Source organism: Nocardia sp. NPDC002869 (assembly GCF_046764065.1).
Lineage (GTDB): Bacteria > Actinomycetota > Actinomycetes > Mycobacteriales > Mycobacteriaceae > Nocardia > Nocardia rhamnosiphila.
On sequence record NZ_JBKOOL010000112.1, the window covers coordinates 1 to 18,809 of the forward strand.

Here is an 18,809-nt window from a genome sequence, read left to right on the forward strand (position 1 = left end):
TCATGGACGAGGAGCGCAGCACCACGGTGAACCTCAAGGCGTGTATCAACGCCGCCGCCGACCGGGTGGTCTTCATCAACACCGGTTTCCTGGACCGCACCGGCGACGAGATCCACACCTCCATGGAGGCGGGTCCGATGATCCGCAAGGCCGAGATGAAGACCCAGCGCTGGATCCTGGCCTATGAGGACTGGAACGTCGATACCGGTATCACGGCCGGCCTGCCGCACAAGGCGCAGATCGGCAAGGGAATGTGGGCCATGCCGGATCTGATGGCCGGCATGCTCGAGCAGAAGATCGGTCACCCCAAGGCCGGCGCCACCACCGCGTGGGTGCCCTCGCCGACGGCGGCCACCCTGCACGCCACCCACTACCACCTGGTGGACGTGTTCAAGCGGCAGGCCGAGATCGCCAAGGGCGGGGCACGCGCGAGTGTCGACGACATCCTGCAGATCCCGCTGGCCGCGGACACCAACTGGTCGGAAGCCGACAAGCAGCAGGAGCTGGACAACAACTCGCAGTCCATCCTCGGCTATGTGGTGCGCTGGATCGACCATGGCGTGGGTTGTTCCAAAGTGCCCGATATCTCCGATATCGCGCTGATGGAGGACCGGGCCACCTTGCGGATCTCGAGCCAGCTGATGGCCAACTGGCTGCGTCACGGTGTGGTCACCACCGACGAGGTGGTGGCGAGCCTGGAGCGGATGGCGCCCGTGGTGGACCGGCAGAACGCCGGCGATCCCGGCTACCGTCCCATGGCGCCCGATTTCGCGGGCAGTGTCGCGTTCCAGGCCGCGAAAGATCTCATCCTCGAGGGGACCGCGCAGCCCAACGGCTACACCGAGCCGATCCTGCACCGCCGCCGCCGTGAGGCCAAGGCGCTGGCGGGTAAGAACGAGGCGTAACCGGCCCCGATACGACAGTGCGCAGGCCCCGGCTCCGCGAGCGGCCGGGGACTGCGTGTTCGTATACCGGGCGCGCCCGCGCGGGGGCCGTCAGGAATGGGCACGCCGGGTCGCGGTGTTGCCCCGGACATGAAGGTTTTGATCGTCTACGCGCACCCGGAACCCGATTCGCTCACCGGAGCCCTGAAAGATGTGGCCGTCGAACAGTTGCGGGCCGACGGCCACGAGGTGCGGGTGAGCGACCTCTACGCCATGGGCTGGAAAGCACACGCCGACGCTTCCGATTTCGGCGCGGTCGAGGAGACGAACTTCATGCTGGCTTCGGGTGAGGCCTTCGCGAACGGTACGTTGAGCGAGGATATTCGAGCCGAGCAGGAGAAACTGCTGTGGGCCGATACGGTGCTGCTGCATTTCCCGCTGTGGTGGTTCGCCATGCCCGCCATTCTCAAGGGCTGGGTGGATCGGGTGTTCACCTGCGGCTTCGCCTACGGCGCGGGTGGTACCGCCATCCCGCGCTACGGCGACGGCGTACTCGCCGGCCGGCGGGCGATGCTGGTGGTGGCCGTCGGTGGCCGGGAACCCGCCTACTCCGACCGTGGAATCAACGGCCCGACAGCGGATCTGCTGTTCCCCATCCACCACGGCATCCTCTACTACCCGGGCATGGATGTGCTGCCGCCGTTCGTCGTACACGGCGCGATCCGGGTGAACGACGAACGTTTCGAACAGCTCGCCATCGATCTGCGTAAGCGGCTGGCGGAGCTGGACAGTGCCGAGCCGATCCGGTATCGGCGCCAGGGCGGCGGTGACTACGATCGCTCGCTCCGGCTCGAAGCGGGACGCGAGAAGCCGGGGGCCACCGGATTCGGGCTGCACATCGCTCCGTGAGGTGTCGCGGCGGGCCGCCGCCCTCGGGGAAGCGGTTCGCGCAGTAGCGCGTCGGGGAGGGCTCGGGCTGCGGACATTCCAGGGCAGGACTAGCTTGGTCGAGTCGAGACCGTATCCGGGGAACGATCGGTTCCCTGTTCGATGGAGGAGAATTTTGCGAGTCCTGCTGGTCGCGAGTGCTTTCAACAGCCTCACACAGCGTGTGCACACCGAACTGCGCTATCGCGGGCACGAGGTCGCGGTCGAATTGGCGCTCGGTGACGATCTGCTGCGGGCCCGGGTCGCGGCGTTCCGGCCCGATCTCATCGTGGCGCCGATGCTGACCACCGCGGTCCCGGAGGACATCTGGACCGAGCACCCGGTGCTGATCGTGCATCCCGGTCCCAAGGGCGATCGCGGACCCTCCTCGCTCGACTGGGCGATCAGCGAGGGCGCCTCCGAATGGGGAGTCACCGTGCTCCAGGCGGTCGAGGAGATGGATGCCGGGCCGATCTGGGCCTCGGTGCCCTTCCCGGTCCCCGCGTGCGGGAAGAGCGAGCTGTATCGCAACGAGATGTCGGATGCCGCCGTCGCCGCGGTACTGCTGGCCGTCGAACGTTTCGGCGCCGGGGATTTCGTGCCGGAGCCGCTGGACTACGACCGGCCCGATGTCCGGGGCCGGTTGCGGCCCTACCATTCCCAGCAGTACCGCCGGATCGACTGGACGACCGACAGCACCGCCGAGGTGCTGCGCAAACTCCGCGCGGCCGATTCGCAGCCAGGCGTACTCGACGAACTCTACGGCCGTGAGTATTTCGTGCACGGCGGCCACCACGAGGACCGGCTGCGTGGTGAGCCGGGCGCGGTGATCGCCACCCGGGACGGCGCGATCTGCCGGGCCACCGTCGACGGCGCGGTGTGGTTGCCGCAGTTGCGGCGCCGCCGGACACCGGGCGGACCGGCGACGTTCAAACGGCCCGCGGTGGCGGCACTGGGCGCCGATCTGCCCCCGGCCACCCCGGAGGTGCCGGTGTCGGCGGCCGCGGCGGCTGTCCGCGATACCTGGTCGGAGGTGCGCTACCGCGAGGAAGGGTCGGTGGGCTACCTCGAATTCGCCTACGCGGGGGGAGCGATGAGCACCGCGCAGTGCCGCCGGTTGCTCGCCGCCTACCGCGAGGCCTGTGCGCGGCCGACCCGGGCCCTGGTCTTCGGTCCGGCCCGGGACTTCTTCTCCAACGGCATCCACCTGCACGTCATCGAATCGGCCGAGGATCCGGCCCGGGAGTCCTGGCACAATATCAACGCCATGAACGACCTCGTGGAGGCGATCCTCACCACCACGGACAAACTCGTCATCTCGACGCTGCCCGGTAACGCGGCCGCGGGTGGGGTGATGCTGGCGCTGGCCGCCGACGAAGTATGGGCCCGCGAGGCCGCGGTGCTCAATCCGCACTACCGCCTGATGGGTTTGTACGGCTCGGAGTACTGGACCTATTCGCTGCCGCGGCGCGTCGGCGCGGCCGAGGCCGCCCGGCTCACCCGGGAGACCCTGCCGGTGGGCGCGAAAGCGGCCGCGGACCTCGGTCTGGTGGATCGGGTCGGTTCCGGCGGCACCGCCGAGTTCGCCGCCTGGGTACGCCGGGAGGCGGAGGCGCTGGCCGATTCGCCCGAACTGGAAAACCGCCTGACCGCCAAAAAACAACTCCGCGAGGCCGACGAGGCCGCCAAACCGCTGGCGGAGTACCGGGCCGAGGAACTGGCGCAGATGCGCCGGAACTTCTTCGAGGAGGGCGAGCCGTATCACGAACTGCGGCGGAACTTCGTGTACAACGTCGTGCCGCCTGCCACTCCGGCGTACCTGCGGAGCTGATCCGGAGAGTCCGCCCGTTAGCTCAGTTGTGACATCAAGTGGCGAACGCACACCCCCGTAGGGTGAAATTTTTACTCTGCAGGCCCCCTCGGGGTGTGTCGAACTACTGTCCAGGTGGACGCGGTTCGGAAATCGACTAGTACATCGGAGTTACACGTGCAGCTCGAGCACTTCAGCAATGGGTGGGTGACGCCTGTCCTCGCCTATTTCATGTCGTTCATCGGGTCGGTGCTCGGTCTCCGGTGCGCGGTCCGCGCGCGGTCGTCGGAGCAGGCCGGCGGCTGGCTCATCGCGGCGGCCATCGCCCTCGGCGGCGCGGGTATCTGGGTCATGCACTTCACCGCCATGCTCGGCTTCTCCATCGGCGGTATGACCATCCGCTACGACATGCCGATGACGCTGCTCAGCGCCGGTATCGCGATTGTGGTCGTCCTGATCGGGCTGGCGATCGTGGTGCGCGGTCATCGCGAGGTGATCGCCCTGCCGCTGGGCGGAGCGATCACCGGTATCGGGGTCGTGGGGATGCACTACCTGGGCATGGCCGCGATGAACTCCGGTGCGGAGATGGAATACAGCACCGGACTGGTGCTGCTGTCCATCCTGATCGCGGTGGTCGCCGCGACCGCCGCCCTGTGGTTCATGCTGCACGTGAAGGGCTGGGGCAACACCATCGGTGCGGGCCTGATCATGGGTGTCGCGGTGTGTGGCATGCACTACACCGGGATGGCCGCCATGAGTGCGCACCACGGTGACCACACCGCGGTGCCGGAGGGTGTCGCGCCGGTGGAGTTGCTCACTCCGCTGCTCACCACCGTCGCGCTGGTGGTGGTGGGCCTCGTCGTCCTGGTCGGCGTGGCCGAACTCGAGGTCCGGTCCACGGCCGCGGCGAAACGGGAGTACGCATCCGACGAGGTCGCGACCCTCACCACCGATCCCGCGACGCTCGCCGTCAGCGGCCGGGAGTGGCCGCGGATGCCGGTGGACCGCTAGTCTGCCGCCTGTCGCAGTGGCGACATCGGGGTGGGACCCCGGTTGTCGCCCGCGGCCGCGCGGCCTGGTCCGGGCCGCCGGGCTCACCGTCGTGCACCGCGACTGCGGCGCCGGTGGACACGGTCGTCCGCTGCCGGGACGGGCACGATCTGGATGGACCCCGCGAGGCGGAAACCCAGGCGGGCCCCGCGGCCCGGCGGCTGCCGGGAAGGCGCCCGGCCTCCTGACGGCCGTGGCCGGAACGTGCCCTGCCGATATCTTTTCGCGCATTTCGCGGCGGTCGACGCGGGCGCTGTGCGGTCTGCGGCGATGCGGGCACCTAGAGTATGTCCATGGTCTCCGGGGGTGAGGTCGGCACACTGCGGCGGCCGACGGCGAAATGGTGGACGGTCACCACGGTGGTGTTGGCGGTACTCGTCGGAATCTGTTGTGCCGCCGGGGTCTGGTTCGTCGCCTCGGACGGAGATTTCGGATATCTGCTGCTCCTCATCGGGGCACTGCTGGGTCTGGCCGTACTGTGGTCGATCTGTGCGGTGTTCGGGCTGATCAGGTACCGGGCCTGGCTGCCGAGCGCCGTGGCTCCGGTCCTGGTGGTGGTGGCGATTGCCGTGGTGTACTCGGGCGCCGCCGAACAGGCGGGTTGGCGAGTGTCGAAGACTGCGCTGGAAGAGGCTGCGGCGCAGTGTGTCCACCGCTCCGATCCCGGCCGGATCGGCGTGTACACGATCGAGTGGGTGGACCGGTCGGATACCGGGTGCCATTTCTACACCAGTGGCGGGTTTCTCGACCCGGTGGGATTCGCCTACCTACCCCAGGGGGCTCCGCCCGAGCGCCGGGGCAGTGAGACCACCTATCGGCAGTACGACGGTCCGTGGTATCGCTTCGTAGTCTCCTGGTGACCGCTCGAATCCCGCGAGGGCCGGAACTGCGTGTTCACGAACCCACAACCGACTGCTGGTCCGCGGGAGGCGAATACACCGAATCGTCCACGTGCAGCACCATGAAACCGTGGTCCGAGCAGGTGACGTACAGCGCGTTGCCGCGCCACTCCGGTGGCGACAGGCACCAGTCGGTGGAGACATCGCCGAAGGCGAGTTTCCCGGTCCGCGAGCTCAGCGCCTGCGCGGGATCGAACCGGCCCTCGAGTACCGCGCGGGCCGCGCTGGGCGCGGTCATCGCCGGGATGCCCAGCAGCGAAGGCGCACTGCTCGAAGCTGGTGGAGGTGATCCCGGCGCCGTGCCCGGCGAACTGGCCGACCATCGACATATTGCACCGGTAACCCTGCGTACTTCGGCCGCTGTCGCGGTCGGTCGCCGGTACATCGCCAGGAAAATGGGCTTCACACAGACCGGGTCGGCGAGCGCTTTCGACCGGAGCGCGACGGGCAGGGCCGCCTCGTTGTCCCAATCGCCACCCTACGGCCCGGCTTCCGATCGAGCACTGGCCGGCGTCGCGGGGTCCTGATCGAGGTTCGGTCCTGTTCGCACTGGTCGACGACGTCTGCCCCTGCACAGCCGGTTCCGTGCCGGGCTCGCCGCTATCGACCGAAAGGTCCGAGGGGTAGGACAATTCATGCGCGTCCGCGTCGCTGTGCGGGCGCCGCGTTCCGGTGTGCCAGGGGTCGGTCTTCGGCGACCACGATCACGCTGTCCAGCGCGGACAGGGTGATCGGGGTGTCCTTGGGTGGGTTGAGGGTGACGCCGTAGGCGGGAGGCCGGCCCGCGTGGCGGTGGAGCCGGTAGCCGATTGCCGCCTCGCCGCGCAACCGCGCCGCATGGACGATGGTGGCGAAGTTGATCTCCATGCCGGGGCTCACGTAGTCCGGGGCGGGTTTGAGGTAGATCTCGGTTCCGCTGGGATCGAACAGGTCGGTGAACACGGCATGCAGGTGGCGGTTCTCGGCGAGCTGGGTCAGCAGCAGGCTGATCAGCTTACTGCTGACGATGAAGTCGTCGGCCTTGGTGACCTGCGCGATCTCCCGGTTGGCATCATCGTTCATCTCGGTGACGATCGAGTACGGGTCGCCGAGCCGGACCTCGATGTCACGCAGGTGCAACAGGGTCACCAGGGTGCGGTCGTCGGCATGGTGTTCGTCGAGTGTGTCGTCGGTGAGCACGACGACGTGTTGGTAGCTGCCCGGACTCAGCGCTTCCAGCGAGCGTCGGCTGGTCGGCTCGCAGGGCCGGTAGCCGACAGCCAAGTTGACCCGCGGACTGTCGGTGACCTCCTCGGGCGGGGGGTGTGGGGCGGCGATGTCGAGCACCGAGCCGGGGGCGACGTCGCCGGGCCGGCCACGACCGGTTGTTCAGCAGCAGTAGGGCTTTGATCACGTCGATATCGGCGTCGTCACCCGGCCGCGGCAGCACGATGATCGACTTGGCGGTGTCGAGGCTGACCAGCTCCAGATCGCTGCGCTCGAGGGGGCTGCCCGACCGGCAGGTCACCCGCGTTCGGCCGGTGTTGCCGACCCGGGCACGGATCTGGTCCTCCATATCGACCTTGTCCCGATCGGCCAGGACCACCACACTCGAGCGGCGAGTTCTCTGGTTCGCGGCGGCCGGCTCGGCCACCACGGTGAACACCTGATCCGACCAGCCCAGCACGACCGTGTGCCCGGCCTCGATCAGCGGGGCCCGGCCCTTGCGCAGTTCCGCGATCCGATGTTCCATCCCGGTCACGAGCACACCGATCAACGAGCTGACGATGAAGATCCCGCCGAGCGTCACCGCCAGCATCAACACCAGAAACGGCACGCTGAACACCGTCGCGTCGTCGCTGCCCATGGTCCCGGGATCGAACGTGCGCAGCAAACTCATCCACGCCACACCGACCCAGCCGCCCTTGACGCCCGCGACATCGGCCGGTGCCGGCAGTGCGGCCAGGGCCGTGGTCACCGCGATCAGCACCGCCGACGCCAGACCGAGCCAACCGATCAACGCCGGAGTCCCGCGATCCATCGTCCGGTCGAACCAGAATCGCAACCGGTCACGCACCCTGATCCTGGCCACACTCACCTCTACTCACACTCACACACCCACAGCGACTCGTCGCCGACGAAGGTAGCTTTCCACAGCGAATGATGCATCACTGAAACGATATTCACGTCCCGGCGAGCAGGTCGCCGGTGAGGATCGCCGCGCCGGCGCGGCCGATATCGCTCGAGTTCGGCTGATCTGCCGATCCGAGGCACACGGGCTGCTTCCAGCGGAGATCACCACCGCACCGACCCCCGGGGACCTGCGACACAGGCTCGACCCCGGCACGCATCGGCAATGATCTGAAACGGCTGCCTGCCCCGGCCGAGAAGTGGCGAAGACGGCCGCGGCCGGCTCTGATTTCAAACGGTACTTTTTCTGAATCGGACGATGGTCGGCTATGGTGTGGCATCAGGTGGCCGGCTCGAGCGGGTCGAGCCCCCTTCCTGTCGAAAACCCTCGAGGACACCGTGATCAAGCTCTGCTCCGCTGCTCTGCTGACTGCAACAACGGTTACCGCCCTGCAGCTCCTGCCCGCAGCGCCCGCGCATGCGAATTCGCCCAGCTGTGCAAAAGCCATCGAACTGATCAACGCCGCGATCGACGTCAGTGGCGGCACGATGGATGACGCCACCACGCGAGCCTTGTCGGACAGGCTGTCGGGCGTGGCAGCCCTGGCTGTCGGAGAAGAGAGGGAAGCTATCACCGGCTATGCCGATGCCTTGATCGATGAGACTGTCTCCGACCTGGGCCCCGCCACGGACGAACTGAACCGCGTCTGCGCCTGAGCCTTCAGGGCATGGCGTATGCCGTCCTAGGTCGGCGCCGTCGATGTCCCCAGCAGCCGCGGCACGAACAGCTGACGGACCGGGAGAAAACCTCGAGCCACCGAGGCCTGCGACCTCGCCTTCTCGATAGCGGATACAGAAGACCGCGCCACGTGCTGCGTGCCGCACGCATCCGGCACCCGGATTCGGGGTTGCCTCTTGTACCGGGGTACCGGCTTACCGTGGTGTCATGAATGTTTCTCCTGGTGGTGGTGGATGGGTGCCGCAGGCGTGCACCCTGCCCACGGTGGAGCAGCCGATCCGGGTCGCGGAGTTCGATCGGTTCTTCGCCGAATCCGTGCGCAGCATCCGCCGGACGGACCCGGCGTGGTTGGAACTGGTGATCGATGCGGCGGCGGAGCCGGTGGCCCGAGACCTGGCAGGGCGGGAGTCGAGCTGCTGTGCGTTCTTCCGCTTCGGCTTCGCCCGCACCGGCTCCGGTGTGCTCATGGAGGTCGGGGTTCCCGGCGCGTACGTCGATGTGCTCGACGCGTTCGCCGCGCGGGTGGACACCGCGCTCGGCGGTCGGCGGGCCGCGCAGGACGCCGGATGTGACGACCTGCTCGTCTGCAGTGGAACGCCGGGCTGCCCGGTGCCCTTCGGCACTGGATCTGCTCGCCTCGGGGCTGCTCGCGGTCGTGGTGGCCGCTGAAAACACCGCGCGCGGAGGCGGAGCTGTGAGGGATTCGCCTGCGCCGCGGCGCTCTGCGGCGATGCGGGCGGGCGGTGACGAATCCCGTCGGGCCTATCGAATGGCCGGCTGTCGGATCCGGTATCGCAGCATCACCCACGCGACCGTCCCGAGCGTGGCAGCGCCGAAGGCGGCGAAGATCAGCGGCAGGTAGGGGAGTCGGACGAAGAGGAACGCTTCGTCGACCAGCGCGTGGTCCGGATCGACGGGGTCGTAGCGGCCCGGAATACGGTCACCGAGATCGGTATAGAGCGAGGAGGCCGCGGGGCCGCCGTCGAATCGGACTGTCTCTCCGTCGGCAGTGGTGAACTCGATGACGGTGGAGGTGCCCGCCGGACGGCTGCCCTTGGTGTTGTCGGTGAGCTCGTGACCGAACTCGACCGCGGTGCCCGTCGCGATCTGTGAATTCGCCAGGAACAGCGCGTTGTGCTTGTGCCCCGCATACGGGCAGAGAATCCAGATCCCTGACCATGGTGCGAAGCCCAGAGCGTGGTCGTTCCGGGGAACTGCCGTGGTCTCGGGCGGTTCGGGCCCGGCGCTGTTCGGCACGGCGCGGGTGTGGCCGGAGGGGTGATCGTCGTCGCGGCCCGGTGACCGAGCCGATCCGATCGTATGCGCTGGTCGGGGCGATCGACGCTTATCTGTTTGTGAACAACTCCCTTGGCAGGCGGGGTTTCTTGCCATACTGCCTGTATGCGGTGGCTCAGCAGAGCGGTCGTCATCGGCGGCGCTGGGATGGCCGGGTGGGGGTGGTGGCTCGGACAGCGGCAAGGGCTTCATTTCGTGTTGTACTACGACCCCGAAACGGGCGTGTCCAAGTCGTTGACAACCAATGGGGCCTCTCAAATCATCTATCCCCTGATCGCGTTGGCTCTCTCGCTGCTGACGGCAGGAGTGCTCCGGGGCCGCCGAGAGGACATCCGCATCGGTCTGGTGGCCTGGCGGGAGCATCCGGTGGCACTTTCCGTCGGGGCGCTCGCCTGGGCCGCTGCGCCGTGGTGTTCGGTCTTGCTGCTCTTGCTTTTCCGTGATCGGTTGGCGGGCGTGCCGATGGGTAGCAATCTGTCCCGCTGGCTGGTGGCCGACCGTCCGTTCTTCTGGTTCTTCGGCTCGCTGAGCACTGCTACCTCCGCGTTCCTCCTCGTGACCGGCCCCTGGCTGACGGACTACCTGGGCCGTCTGCTGCGCTACGGGCGTCGGTTCCTGCGGTTGCAGAAGGAGGGAGACCGGGAAGCGCTGTCGCGGGAGGTTCTGAAGCTGGGTGAGGAGATCGCCGAGCGGCCGTACCGCGAACAGGTACTGCTCGGTCTGCTGCTGCGCATCGATGCGGGCCGCCCCCACGGCGAACTCTGGAACAGCGTGCTGCGCACAGTGTCCCGAATTCCCCGGCTGGACGAGCCGGGCCGGCTGTTCCGGTTCAGTCCGCTGTGGGAGGCACACGTGAAGATGCGTCTGGTCGTTGCCGATGCCCTGGTGACCGAGTACCACCGCACCCAGGCAAGTCCGCACTTGGCCACGGCCTTGCGGATCCTGGAGGGACTCCACCGCTGCACCCCGGTTCTCGCCGGGCCCACTGCGCGTGCCGGGATCGCGCTGACTCTCGCGTGGGCTCTGGGTTTGCGGCACACACGAGACCCCGCCGCCGATGACGCCGACCTCGTCCGGGCCCTCGCTGTGGCGGAGCATGCCGCCGTCGTGCTTCCGGCGGAGACTGCGGGTGGGGTCCTCGGCCGGCTTCTGGTCAAGCAATACGAGCGGCAGGCGGATGTGGCCACGCTGTCGCGCGCAATCGACGCACTCCGGTCGGCCGGTCCGTCGTCCGCGCTGATCTGGGCGCTGGTGCTCCGGCACCGGGCAGTGGCGAACGGCAGCGACCTGACGGAGGCCGCCGCGACGGCCCGGGACCTGGCTGCCGAGGGTACGGATGCCGAAGAAGGCCTGATGATGCTGCTGGTCACCGCCGCCCAGGCGCCGGCGTGGCAGTACGGGCCGGAGCGTGCGCTGGTGGCGGACCTGCTGGACACGGTGGATGCCATGCCGGAGGTGTCCTTTCCCTTGAACGTCGTGTCCGCCGTGTTCCGAGCCGTTCTCGCCCTGGACGGAGACCACGAGGCGGTCCTCTCCTACTACGAGCGTGCCCTGATGCTGACCGAACAGTCCGCCTCCCTCGGGTTGAGCCTCCATGACCGGAAAGTGGTGCTGGGCACCCGGGCCCTGTCACCACCATCGGTCGCGGACCTCGCGCTGTCCATGGGCCAGGTCGGCCGGGCCGTGGAATTGCTGGAACTGAGCCGGACCGTCATCTGGTCGCAGACCCGCCGATTGCGCCGGACCGAAGCGCCGCGCGCAGCGTCGGCCCGGCTGGCAGAACTGCGCAGTGAGCTGGACAGGCCCGGCTATTCCGGCGCGGAAGGCCACGGCGTGTTGTCCGGGTACCGCGCGGCCACGGCGCGTGCCGAGCCGGCCGCCGAATGGGAGAGGGTAACGGCCGAACAGGGTGAGGGCCGGCGGATGAGCTTCTCCGACCTGCGGGAGGCGGCCCGCGGCGGGCCCGTCGTCATCGTCAACATCAGCGATACGGGCTGCGCCGCGATCGTCGTGTCGGCCGATCGTGATCCGGTACGAGTAGGGCTTCCCCTGGCGGACCATGCCGAACTGGCCGCCCGGGCCGGCGGCCTGCTCATCCCCACCATCAGGGGTATGAATGCCCTCGCCCTCGCCCGCCTCCTCTGGGACACCGTCGCCGCTCCTGTTCTGGAGGCGGTCGAGCCGTATCTCGGCCCGGACCGCCGGGTCTGGTGGTGCCCGACCGGTCCGTTGGGCGCCGTTCCCCTGCACTTGGCCGGCCACCACGATCAGAAGCACGGCCCCGCACTGATCGACCATGTCGTCTCCTCTTATACCCCCAGCCTGTGGGCATTACGAGACGCCCACCGGGCCGGGTCGGATGTCGTCATTCCCACCCGGCCTCCGTCGATGCTGGTCGCCTCGCTGCGCAAGACCCCCGGCATGCCCGAACTCGAGCACGCCGAGGAGGAGGCGGCGATCGTCTCGGCCCGGTTCCCGGCAGCCAGGGCCCTGGGCGAGCAGGAGGTCACCGTCGCCGCGACACGGGCCGCGCTGGCCGACCACCCGTGGGTTCACATCGCCTGCCACGGCGACGAGAGCGGCCTGATCCTGCACGACGGGCCTCTCGGCCTGGACGAACTGGCGAATATGAACCTGACCGGTGAGCGGCTGGCGTTCCTGTCGGCCTGTGTCTCGGCGCTCCCGGACGCCCGGGCGGCGGACGAGGTGCTCCATCCGGCCGCGGCGTTCCACCTGAACGGTTTCTCCCACGTGATCGGGACCATGTGGCAGATCAACAGCGCGGATGGGCCCACGGTCGCCGACGACTTCTACCGCAGAGTGCTGACCGGGAGATGCGGCCCCGCAGTGGCACTCCATCACGCGCAGTGCCGGCTGCGCGAAAAATACCGGGCCGATCCCGCCCGCTGGGCCCCCTTCGTGCATATCGGACCCTGAAATAGCCAGTGCTGGTGCAGAGTTGACGTATGCCCTCCTTTTTCCGGCGACGCGCCCGCCAGAACGAACCCGCTTCCGCCCCGCCGCCTCCCGCCGAGTCGAGCGCGCCGCCGCAGGACCCCACACTGGCTCACGCCTGGTTCTGCGAGCGACTACCGCTGTTGCGTGCCGAAGCGGACAGATACGGCTGGCGGCCGGAGCTGGAAGCCCAGGTGAGGGCTGTACGGGACGGGCGACCTGCCACCGAGGCGCTGGCGGCACTGCTGCTGGACGCCTCCGGCACGGTGCGAGGGTCCGGCGAATTGCCCCTTCGGGACGTATGGGACTCGCACCCGATCGGGCAACGCTTCCATTGTCCGCGTGTCCTCTGCCCACCGCGTGGTCGGGACCAGGACGCGCGCGAGCCGTGGTGCCACCTCGACGACCGTCCGCTGCAGCCCACCACCTACCGACTCGACCCCTAGGCGGCGCGACATCATGGACGGCCTTCTCACCGGCCTGGGGTCCAAGTTCGCCGAGCGGTGGATCACTCTGCTCGCACTACCCGGCCTGCTCTTCGCGCTGACACTGGCGCTGTCCTGGTGGCTGCACTCGCTCGGCGCGGCGCATGCCCTCGACCCGGCCTTGCTCAGCGACCGACTGGATCAGGCACCGCCCCGGTGGTTGGCGAGCACCCCACACCGGCTGGTGCTCGCCGCGCTGGTCACGCTCACCGCGGCGGCCTCGGCCGGCGTTGCTGCGGAATTGAGCCGTCTCATCGCACGGCTGTGGCTGGGACGCGGCGTGCTGAGCGGCAAGTTGCTGGGCCGCGTCCGCCGCCGACGGATTCGGCAGGCCGAAAACGCGGCCCCGCCAAACCATCACGCCGGTTACCTCCCCGAACGGGCGACCCGCATCGGAGACCACCTGCTCCTCGCCGAGAAGCGGGTCGACGCCCAGTATCAGGTGGCGCTGGTCCGGGTCTGGCCCCGGTTGTGGCACCTGTGTGACGACAGCCAACGCGTCCCCATCCAGCTTGCCTGGGACCGGTACACCGCGGCCTCGGTGCGGGCTGCATGGTCCCTCGGTTACTTGGCACTGGGACTACTGTGGTGGCCGGCCGCCACCGTCGGAGCCGCTCTCTACCTTTCGGCCTGGATCGCCGCCCGCCGCGCGGCCGCCGAACTCGGCCTCCTCGTCGAAGCGTTGACCGACGTCAAACTCCCGGAGCTGGCCTCGGCCCTGGGCGTACCACTGCCGCACGGCCGGTTCACCCGGGCCGACAGCCACGCCGTCGAAAGCATCCTGGACAAAGGCACGTTCCTCCTCGGCCCCTCGACCGGCACCTCCCAGGCCTGCTCGGGTGGCGTGCCACCGGGGCCCTGATCCGGCATGTGGGGTCCAGTTGAGCGGAGACCGGCGTACCGGCCTGCAGTGCTGCCTGTTGTCGTTGAGCTCCTCGCACTCGAGAAGCGCGCTCCCGGCCATGCGATCGAAGGCCCTACGACGGTGTCCCCTTCCGGGATGGCTGCGGTGCAGTCGACCAGCGCCTGGCGGGCGGACACCGCCGGTTACCGAGCCCGCTGCTCCGCCCGGAGGGGCCGGGGCCCATCCCGGCAGCACGATGAAGGTTCCTCGCTGCCCGGACTCGGCCCACTACGGCACCAGCCGGACAGCCCGCACCGCAATGGCTTCCCGGCACGACTGCCGAACCTGCCACCCCGGTCGTGTCGATATGCGATACAGGCGCCGATTCGGGGGTTTCCCTGATGTGCCGGCGCGGCCGAGCCGGTTTCCTGAGTGCATGTCCGGCAACACAGCCCACGGTGAACTGGACCGTGTGGAACAGATCTTCGACCGTATCGCCGACGGATACGACCGCCAGATCGGATGATCCGAACGCGTACTGTTCGGCGATGCGCGCCGCTGGGCGATCGAACGGGCCCGCGGGACGGTGGTGGAGATCGGAGTGGGCAGCGGGTTGAACCTGCCGCTCTACGGCGCCGCGGTCGAGCGGGTGATCGGGGTGGACCTGTCCGAGCGGATGCTCGACCTCGCATGCGCCCGTTCGGCATCGGTGCCGGTGGAGTTGCGGCACGGGGACGTCCAACGGCTGGATCTGCCTGCCGGCTCGGTGGATACCGTGGTCTCCACCTACACCTTCTGCACGATTCCCGACCCGGGCGCGGCCGCGGCGGCCGCGGGCGGGTGCTGCGCCCGGGTGGGGTGTTCGTGGCGGTCGAGCCCGGCCCGCGCGACCGGTCGCGGCGCTGATGCGCCTGGCCGAGCCGCTGGCGGTGCGATTAGCGGCGGACCATCTCACCCGGGAGCCGGTCGGTTACCTCACCGCCGCCGGGTTCACCCTCGAACACTTCGCCCGCACCGGTCGCGGTGGAGTGGTGTTCCGGGTGCTGGCCCGGAAACCCGAACAGTCCGGCTGATCGCGTCACAGATCCGGCCGGCTGTCCGGGTGGGACCCTGCGCGGGGTGGGTCCGGCCGATGGGCAGGAGACGGATCAGAGTGAGCAGCGTCCGGCCGCATACGGGCCGGACCGCTGCCGACCGACCCGTCCATCGGCGCGGTGGCGGTGATGGCGGGTCGGACAGACTCGCTACTCGGAGGCTCTTTCCAGCAGGGAATCCAGGCTCGTGAGCAACCGCTTCCGCAGTAGGGCCGCCCGATTCGCGATCTCGGCTTGGCGGCGCACATATTCGGCCCGCCCCGCCGGGGTTTCGATCCGCACCGGCTCGTATCCGTGTTCGCGAAGGTCGTACGGGCTCGCTTGCATATCGAGAGTCCGGGCGTCCAGCGCCAGCGCGAAACAGTCGAGGAGCAGATCCGAGGCAAGGAGCGGAGTCGCCTTGAAACCCCACTTGTACAGGTCCATATTGGCGTGGAGACAACCCGGCTGCTCGGCGTGGATCTGATCATCGCGGGTCAGCTGCCGGTTGTTGCGGGGGACCGCGGCCGGGGTGAAGAACCGGAACGCGTCGAAATGGGTGCAGCGCACCGGCATCGATTCCACCACCGCGTCGGTACCGGCCGCGCCGAGCCGCAGCGGTACCGAATCGTGGCGGACCTCCCCGGTGCGGTACACCATCGCCCATTCGTGCAGGCCGAAACAGGACAGCTGAGCGGGCCGGGACGCGGTCGCGCGCAGCAGATCCGCGATATAGGCGAGGGTGCCGGCGCGGGACCGCAGGAATTCCGGATCGACGGTCACCACCGGCTCGGTGGCCGCGCCGGGCTCGTCGATCCGCTGATACCCGCGCAGGCCGGCGTACTCGGCGGCCTCGGCCAGCGCCACCCCGAAACCGGGATGCCAGCGGCGCAGCCGGGCCGGTTTGTGGCCGTAGTAGGTGAACAGGAAATCGAGCACCGGATGTTTCGCCCCGGCGGCCCGCGCCCGCAGGTACGGGCCGGCCAGGGCGTCGAGGCGATCGCGGTGCGCCGCAGCGCGCATCCGCCAGTCCGCCGCGCCGAGCACCGATCCGAGGGCCGCAGCCGTCATTCGGCGATCCGGTGCGTGGTGTCGCGGACGGTACCGACGAACTCCTCGACGAGATCCTCGAGCGCGACGATGCCGACCGTATTGCCCCGCGCGTCCACCACCCGGCCCAGATGGCTGCTGGTGCGGCGCAGCCGGGCCAGCGCCTCGTAGAGGGTGGTGCCCATCAGCACGGTCGGCAGTGGCCGGATATCGGTGCGCGGGATCTCGGTGCCGGGGCCCGCGGTTTCGTCGGAGACCTTGTCCAGCACATCCTTGACGTGCAGGTATCCGACCAGGGAACCGTCGGAGGCGCGGACCGGGTACCGGGAGAAGCCGGTTTCGGCGACCGCGTTCTCGATATCGCCGAGGGTGGTTCCGCGGGCGCGCAGCGGAATCGTGCGCACCTGCGTCAGCGGCACCATGACCTCGGCGACGAACCGGTCCCCGGTGCCCAGCGCCTGGGTGAGGCGGCGGTGTTCCTCCTCGTCCAGCAGGCCCTCGGACCGGGATTCACCGATCATCTCGGCCAGTTCGTCGCTCGAGACCGTGGCCTCGAGTTCGTCCTTGGGTTCGATACGCAGCATCCGCAGCGACAGATTGGCCGCGAAGTTGTAGACCGCGATGAGCGGCCGGGCGATCCGTAACCACGCCAGGTGCAGCGGCACCAGTAGCAGCGCACTGCGTTCGGGGCCGGCGAGCGCGATGTTCTTCGGGATCATTTCACCCAGCAGAATGTGCAGGATCACCACGATGGCCAGGGCCAGCACGAACGACACCGGATGCAGCAGCGCTTCGGGCAGCCCGGCCAGTTCGAACGGACGCTCCAGCAGATGGGCCACCGCCGGCTCGCCGACCCGGCCCAGCAGGATCGAGCAGATCGTGATGCCCAGCTGCGCGGCGGCCAGCATCATCGACAGATTCTGCCCGGCCCGGATCACGATGTCGGCATTGCGTTTACCCTGCGCGACCAGCGCCTCGAGCCGGTCGCGGCGAGCCGAGATGAGCGCGAACTCGGCGGCGACGAAGAAGGCGTTACCCGCCAGCAGGACCACGGTCAGGGCCACTCCGAAAAGGTCACCCATGGCGGACCTCCCGGCCGGTGGGCTGCTGTTCGCGCCGGTCGATGGCCTCGGCGTCGGCGGGGACCAGCCGGATCCGGTCGATCCGACGCCCGTCCATCCGCTCCACCCGGGCCAGCCAGCCGCCCTGCCCGTCACCGTGGCGGCGTTCGTGGCCGCGCTGCGGTAGCACCACGGTATCGCCGGCCACCGGGATCCGGCCCAGCCGGGTGAGCACCAGACCGCCGAGGGTTTCGTACTCGCCCTCGGGGGCGATGTACCCGGTCGCCCGGGTCACCTCGTCGATGCGCAGCAGGCCCGAACAATCCCAGCCGTCGGAGACCCGGCGCACGTCGCGTTCCTCTTCGTCGTGTTCGTCGCGGACATCGCCGAGGATCTCCTCGATGATGTCCTCCATGGTGACCATGCCCGCGGTGCCGCCGTATTCGTCGACGACCAGCGCGACCTGCATACCGTCGGCGCGGACCCGTTCCAGGACCTCGTCACCGTCGAGGCTGGCCGGGAGCACCTGCACCGGCTGCGCGATCTGCGCGAGGCCCACCCGGGCCCGGGTGCGCGCCGGATGGGTGAACGCCTGTTTGACGTGCACGACACCCAGGGTGTTGTCCAGGTCGCCGTCGATCACCGGGAACCGCGAGTAGCCGGTGCGGGCGGCCGCGGCGAGCAGATCACCGATGGTGTCGGTGCGGTCCAGGGCTTCGATCTTCACGCGCGGGGTCATCAGCTCCTCGGCACTGCGCTCGCCGAACTGCAGGGAGCGGTCCAGCAGTTGCGCGGTGCGCTGATCGAGAGCGCCGTGCCGGGCCGAGGTGCGCACCAGCGAACCGAGTTCCTGCGGCGACCGTGCCGAGCGCAGTTCCTCCGCGGGTTCCACCCCGAACCGGCGGACCGCCCAGTTGGCGGTGCCGTTGAGGAACTGGATCATCGGTTTGAACACCGCCGAGAACGCCACCATCGGTCCGGCGGTGGCCCGCGCGGTGGCCATGGGCGCGGCGATGGCGATGTTCTTGGGGACCAGTTCTCCGTAGATCATCGACAGCGAGGTCGCCAGGATCAGCGCCAGGACCAGGGCGATACCGGGGGAAGCGGAATCGGGGACCCCGAGCACGGTGAACACCGGTTCGAGCAACCGCGCCAGTACGGGTTCGGCGATATAACCGGTGATCAGGGTGGTGATGGTGATACCGAGCTGGGCGCCGGAAAGCTGGAAGGAGAGGGTGCGGTGCGCCTGCCGGACCGCCCGTGCCCGCACATCGCCGTCGCGCGCGTGCGCTTCGACGGTACTGCGTTCCAGGGCGGTGAGGGAGAATTCGGCGGCCACGAACAACGCGGTGCCGGCGGTGAGCGCTACGAACCCGATGAGGCTGAGGACGGTGAGTGCGACGGCCATCTCACCACCCCCCGGCGGGCATCGATATCAGCGATGGGGAAAAGGCCGGAGCGGGGAGGGTCGTGCAGCGGAGGACGCCGGGTCTGTCACCCGGCTCGATAGATGAGCCCTCCTGAGTGGCGCCCTCGGACGCGGGTGACAACTGGATCCTTTCGTCCTGATGATTGCGGCCGACGGTCGCCGGCGGTTCTCATGCTACCGCGACCGTGCGCGCAGGCG

The 18,809-nt window shown here is 68.8% G+C and carries 18 protein-coding genes and 1 pseudogene; 12 read left to right on the plus strand and 7 right to left on the minus strand.

Features of this window, described 5'->3' with window-relative positions; translation table 11 throughout:
* The 5 genes from ACLML9_RS19745 to ACLML9_RS19765 form a co-directional block, all read left to right on the plus strand.
* Positions 1-905 (plus strand): malate synthase G (locus ACLML9_RS19745; RefSeq protein ID WP_411946916.1); only part of this gene is annotated, 905 nt, incomplete at its 5' end.
* A 129-nt stretch (positions 906-1,034) separates the two neighbouring features.
* Positions 1,035-1,793: an NAD(P)H-dependent oxidoreductase gene (locus ACLML9_RS19750; protein ID WP_411946917.1), complete on the plus strand. Its 759-nt coding sequence runs from the start codon at positions 1,035-1,037 to the stop codon at positions 1,791-1,793.
* A gap of 154 nt (positions 1,794-1,947) precedes the next feature.
* Complete coding sequence (locus ACLML9_RS19755; protein WP_411946918.1) at positions 1,948-3,642, plus strand: hydrogenase maturation protein; 1,695 nt, start codon at positions 1,948-1,950, stop codon at positions 3,640-3,642.
* A 156-nt stretch (positions 3,643-3,798) separates the two neighbouring features.
* Positions 3,799-4,632, plus strand: coding sequence for an MHYT domain-containing protein (locus ACLML9_RS19760; protein ID WP_411946919.1), 834 nt, complete (start codon positions 3,799-3,801; stop codon positions 4,630-4,632).
* Between the two features lie 332 nt (positions 4,633-4,964).
* Complete coding sequence (locus ACLML9_RS19765) at positions 4,965-5,531, plus strand: hypothetical protein (RefSeq protein WP_411946920.1); 567 nt, start codon at positions 4,965-4,967, stop codon at positions 5,529-5,531.
* A gap of 34 nt (positions 5,532-5,565) precedes the next feature.
* On the opposite strand, the gene ACLML9_RS19770 is transcribed toward ACLML9_RS19765, so the two are convergent.
* The 3 genes from ACLML9_RS19770 to ACLML9_RS19780 all read right to left on the minus strand — a co-directional run bounded on the left by ACLML9_RS19770 (position 5,566) and on the right by ACLML9_RS19780 (position 7,641).
* Positions 5,566-5,808 carry a hypothetical protein gene (locus tag ACLML9_RS19770; RefSeq protein ID WP_411946921.1) on the minus strand — a complete coding sequence of 81 codons (243 nt, stop codon included), beginning with the start codon at positions 5,806-5,808 and terminating at the stop codon, positions 5,566-5,568.
* 395 nt (positions 5,809-6,203) lie between these two features.
* Entirely contained in the window at positions 6,204-6,749 is a 546-nt protein-coding gene (locus ACLML9_RS19775) for a hypothetical protein (RefSeq protein ID WP_411946922.1), read from the minus strand.
* Entirely contained in the window at positions 6,676-7,641 is a 966-nt protein-coding gene (locus ACLML9_RS19780) for a hypothetical protein (protein WP_411946923.1), read from the minus strand. Before ACLML9_RS19780 ends, ACLML9_RS19775 begins: the two co-directional genes overlap by 74 nt.
* A 437-nt stretch (positions 7,642-8,078) precedes the next feature.
* Here ACLML9_RS19780 and ACLML9_RS19785 point away from each other — a divergent pair, with 437 nt between their 5' ends.
* Together ACLML9_RS19785 and ACLML9_RS19790 are read left to right on the plus strand one after the other, a co-directional pair.
* Positions 8,079-8,396 carry a hypothetical protein gene (locus tag ACLML9_RS19785; RefSeq protein WP_411946924.1) on the plus strand — a complete coding sequence of 106 codons (318 nt, stop codon included), beginning with the start codon at positions 8,079-8,081 and terminating at the stop codon, positions 8,394-8,396.
* A gap of 229 nt (positions 8,397-8,625) precedes the next feature.
* Positions 8,626-9,087, plus strand: coding sequence for a hypothetical protein (locus tag ACLML9_RS19790; protein WP_411946925.1), 462 nt, complete (start codon positions 8,626-8,628; stop codon positions 9,085-9,087).
* A 93-nt stretch (positions 9,088-9,180) separates the two neighbouring features.
* Here the strand turns inward: ACLML9_RS19790 and ACLML9_RS19795 are convergent, their stop codons facing one another.
* Positions 9,181-9,675 (minus strand): DUF3592 domain-containing protein, encoded by a 495-nt coding sequence (locus ACLML9_RS19795; RefSeq protein WP_411946926.1) that lies wholly within the window; start codon positions 9,673-9,675, stop codon positions 9,181-9,183.
* A 144-nt stretch (positions 9,676-9,819) separates the two neighbouring features.
* Here ACLML9_RS19795 and ACLML9_RS19800 point away from each other — a divergent pair, with 144 nt between their 5' ends.
* The 5 genes and pseudogenes from ACLML9_RS19800 (at position 9,820) to ACLML9_RS19820 (ending at position 15,071) form a co-directional block, all read left to right on the plus strand.
* Entirely contained in the window at positions 9,820-12,651 is a 2,832-nt protein-coding gene (locus ACLML9_RS19800) for a CHAT domain-containing protein (RefSeq protein ID WP_411946927.1), read from the plus strand.
* A gap of 29 nt (positions 12,652-12,680) precedes the next feature.
* Positions 12,681-13,115 (plus strand): hypothetical protein, encoded by a 435-nt coding sequence (locus tag ACLML9_RS19805; protein ID WP_411946928.1) that lies wholly within the window; start codon positions 12,681-12,683, stop codon positions 13,113-13,115.
* A 13-nt stretch (positions 13,116-13,128) separates the two neighbouring features.
* The gene (locus ACLML9_RS19810; protein WP_411946929.1) at positions 13,129-14,016 is read left to right on the plus strand and encodes a hypothetical protein; all 888 of its coding nucleotides are present in this window, start codon (positions 13,129-13,131) and stop codon (positions 14,014-14,016) included.
* Between the two features lie 583 nt (positions 14,017-14,599).
* Positions 14,600-14,782, plus strand: a pseudogene (locus tag ACLML9_RS19815) (class I SAM-dependent methyltransferase); the annotation flags it as partial.
* A gap of 121 nt (positions 14,783-14,903) precedes the next feature.
* The gene (locus tag ACLML9_RS19820) at positions 14,904-15,071 is read left to right on the plus strand and encodes a hypothetical protein (RefSeq protein ID WP_411946933.1); all 168 of its coding nucleotides are present in this window, start codon (positions 14,904-14,906) and stop codon (positions 15,069-15,071) included.
* Between the two features lie 171 nt (positions 15,072-15,242).
* Here ACLML9_RS19820 and ACLML9_RS19825 read toward each other — a convergent pair whose 3' ends face one another.
* From ACLML9_RS19825 to ACLML9_RS19835, 3 genes are read right to left on the minus strand one after another with little or no spacing between them, the layout of a single operon-like run.
* Positions 15,243-16,142, minus strand: coding sequence for a 3-methyladenine DNA glycosylase (locus tag ACLML9_RS19825; protein ID WP_411946930.1), 900 nt, complete (start codon positions 16,140-16,142; stop codon positions 15,243-15,245).
* On the minus strand, positions 16,139-17,203 hold the full coding sequence (locus ACLML9_RS19830; protein ID WP_411946931.1) for a hemolysin family protein: 1,065 nt from the start codon (positions 17,201-17,203) through the stop codon (positions 16,139-16,141). Before ACLML9_RS19830 ends, ACLML9_RS19825 begins: the two co-directional genes overlap by 4 nt.
* Positions 17,196-18,590 carry a hemolysin family protein gene (locus tag ACLML9_RS19835; RefSeq protein WP_411946932.1) on the minus strand — a complete coding sequence of 465 codons (1,395 nt, stop codon included), beginning with the start codon at positions 18,588-18,590 and terminating at the stop codon, positions 17,196-17,198. Before ACLML9_RS19835 ends, ACLML9_RS19830 begins: the two co-directional genes overlap by 8 nt.
* Positions 18,591-18,809 lie beyond the last annotated feature (219 nt).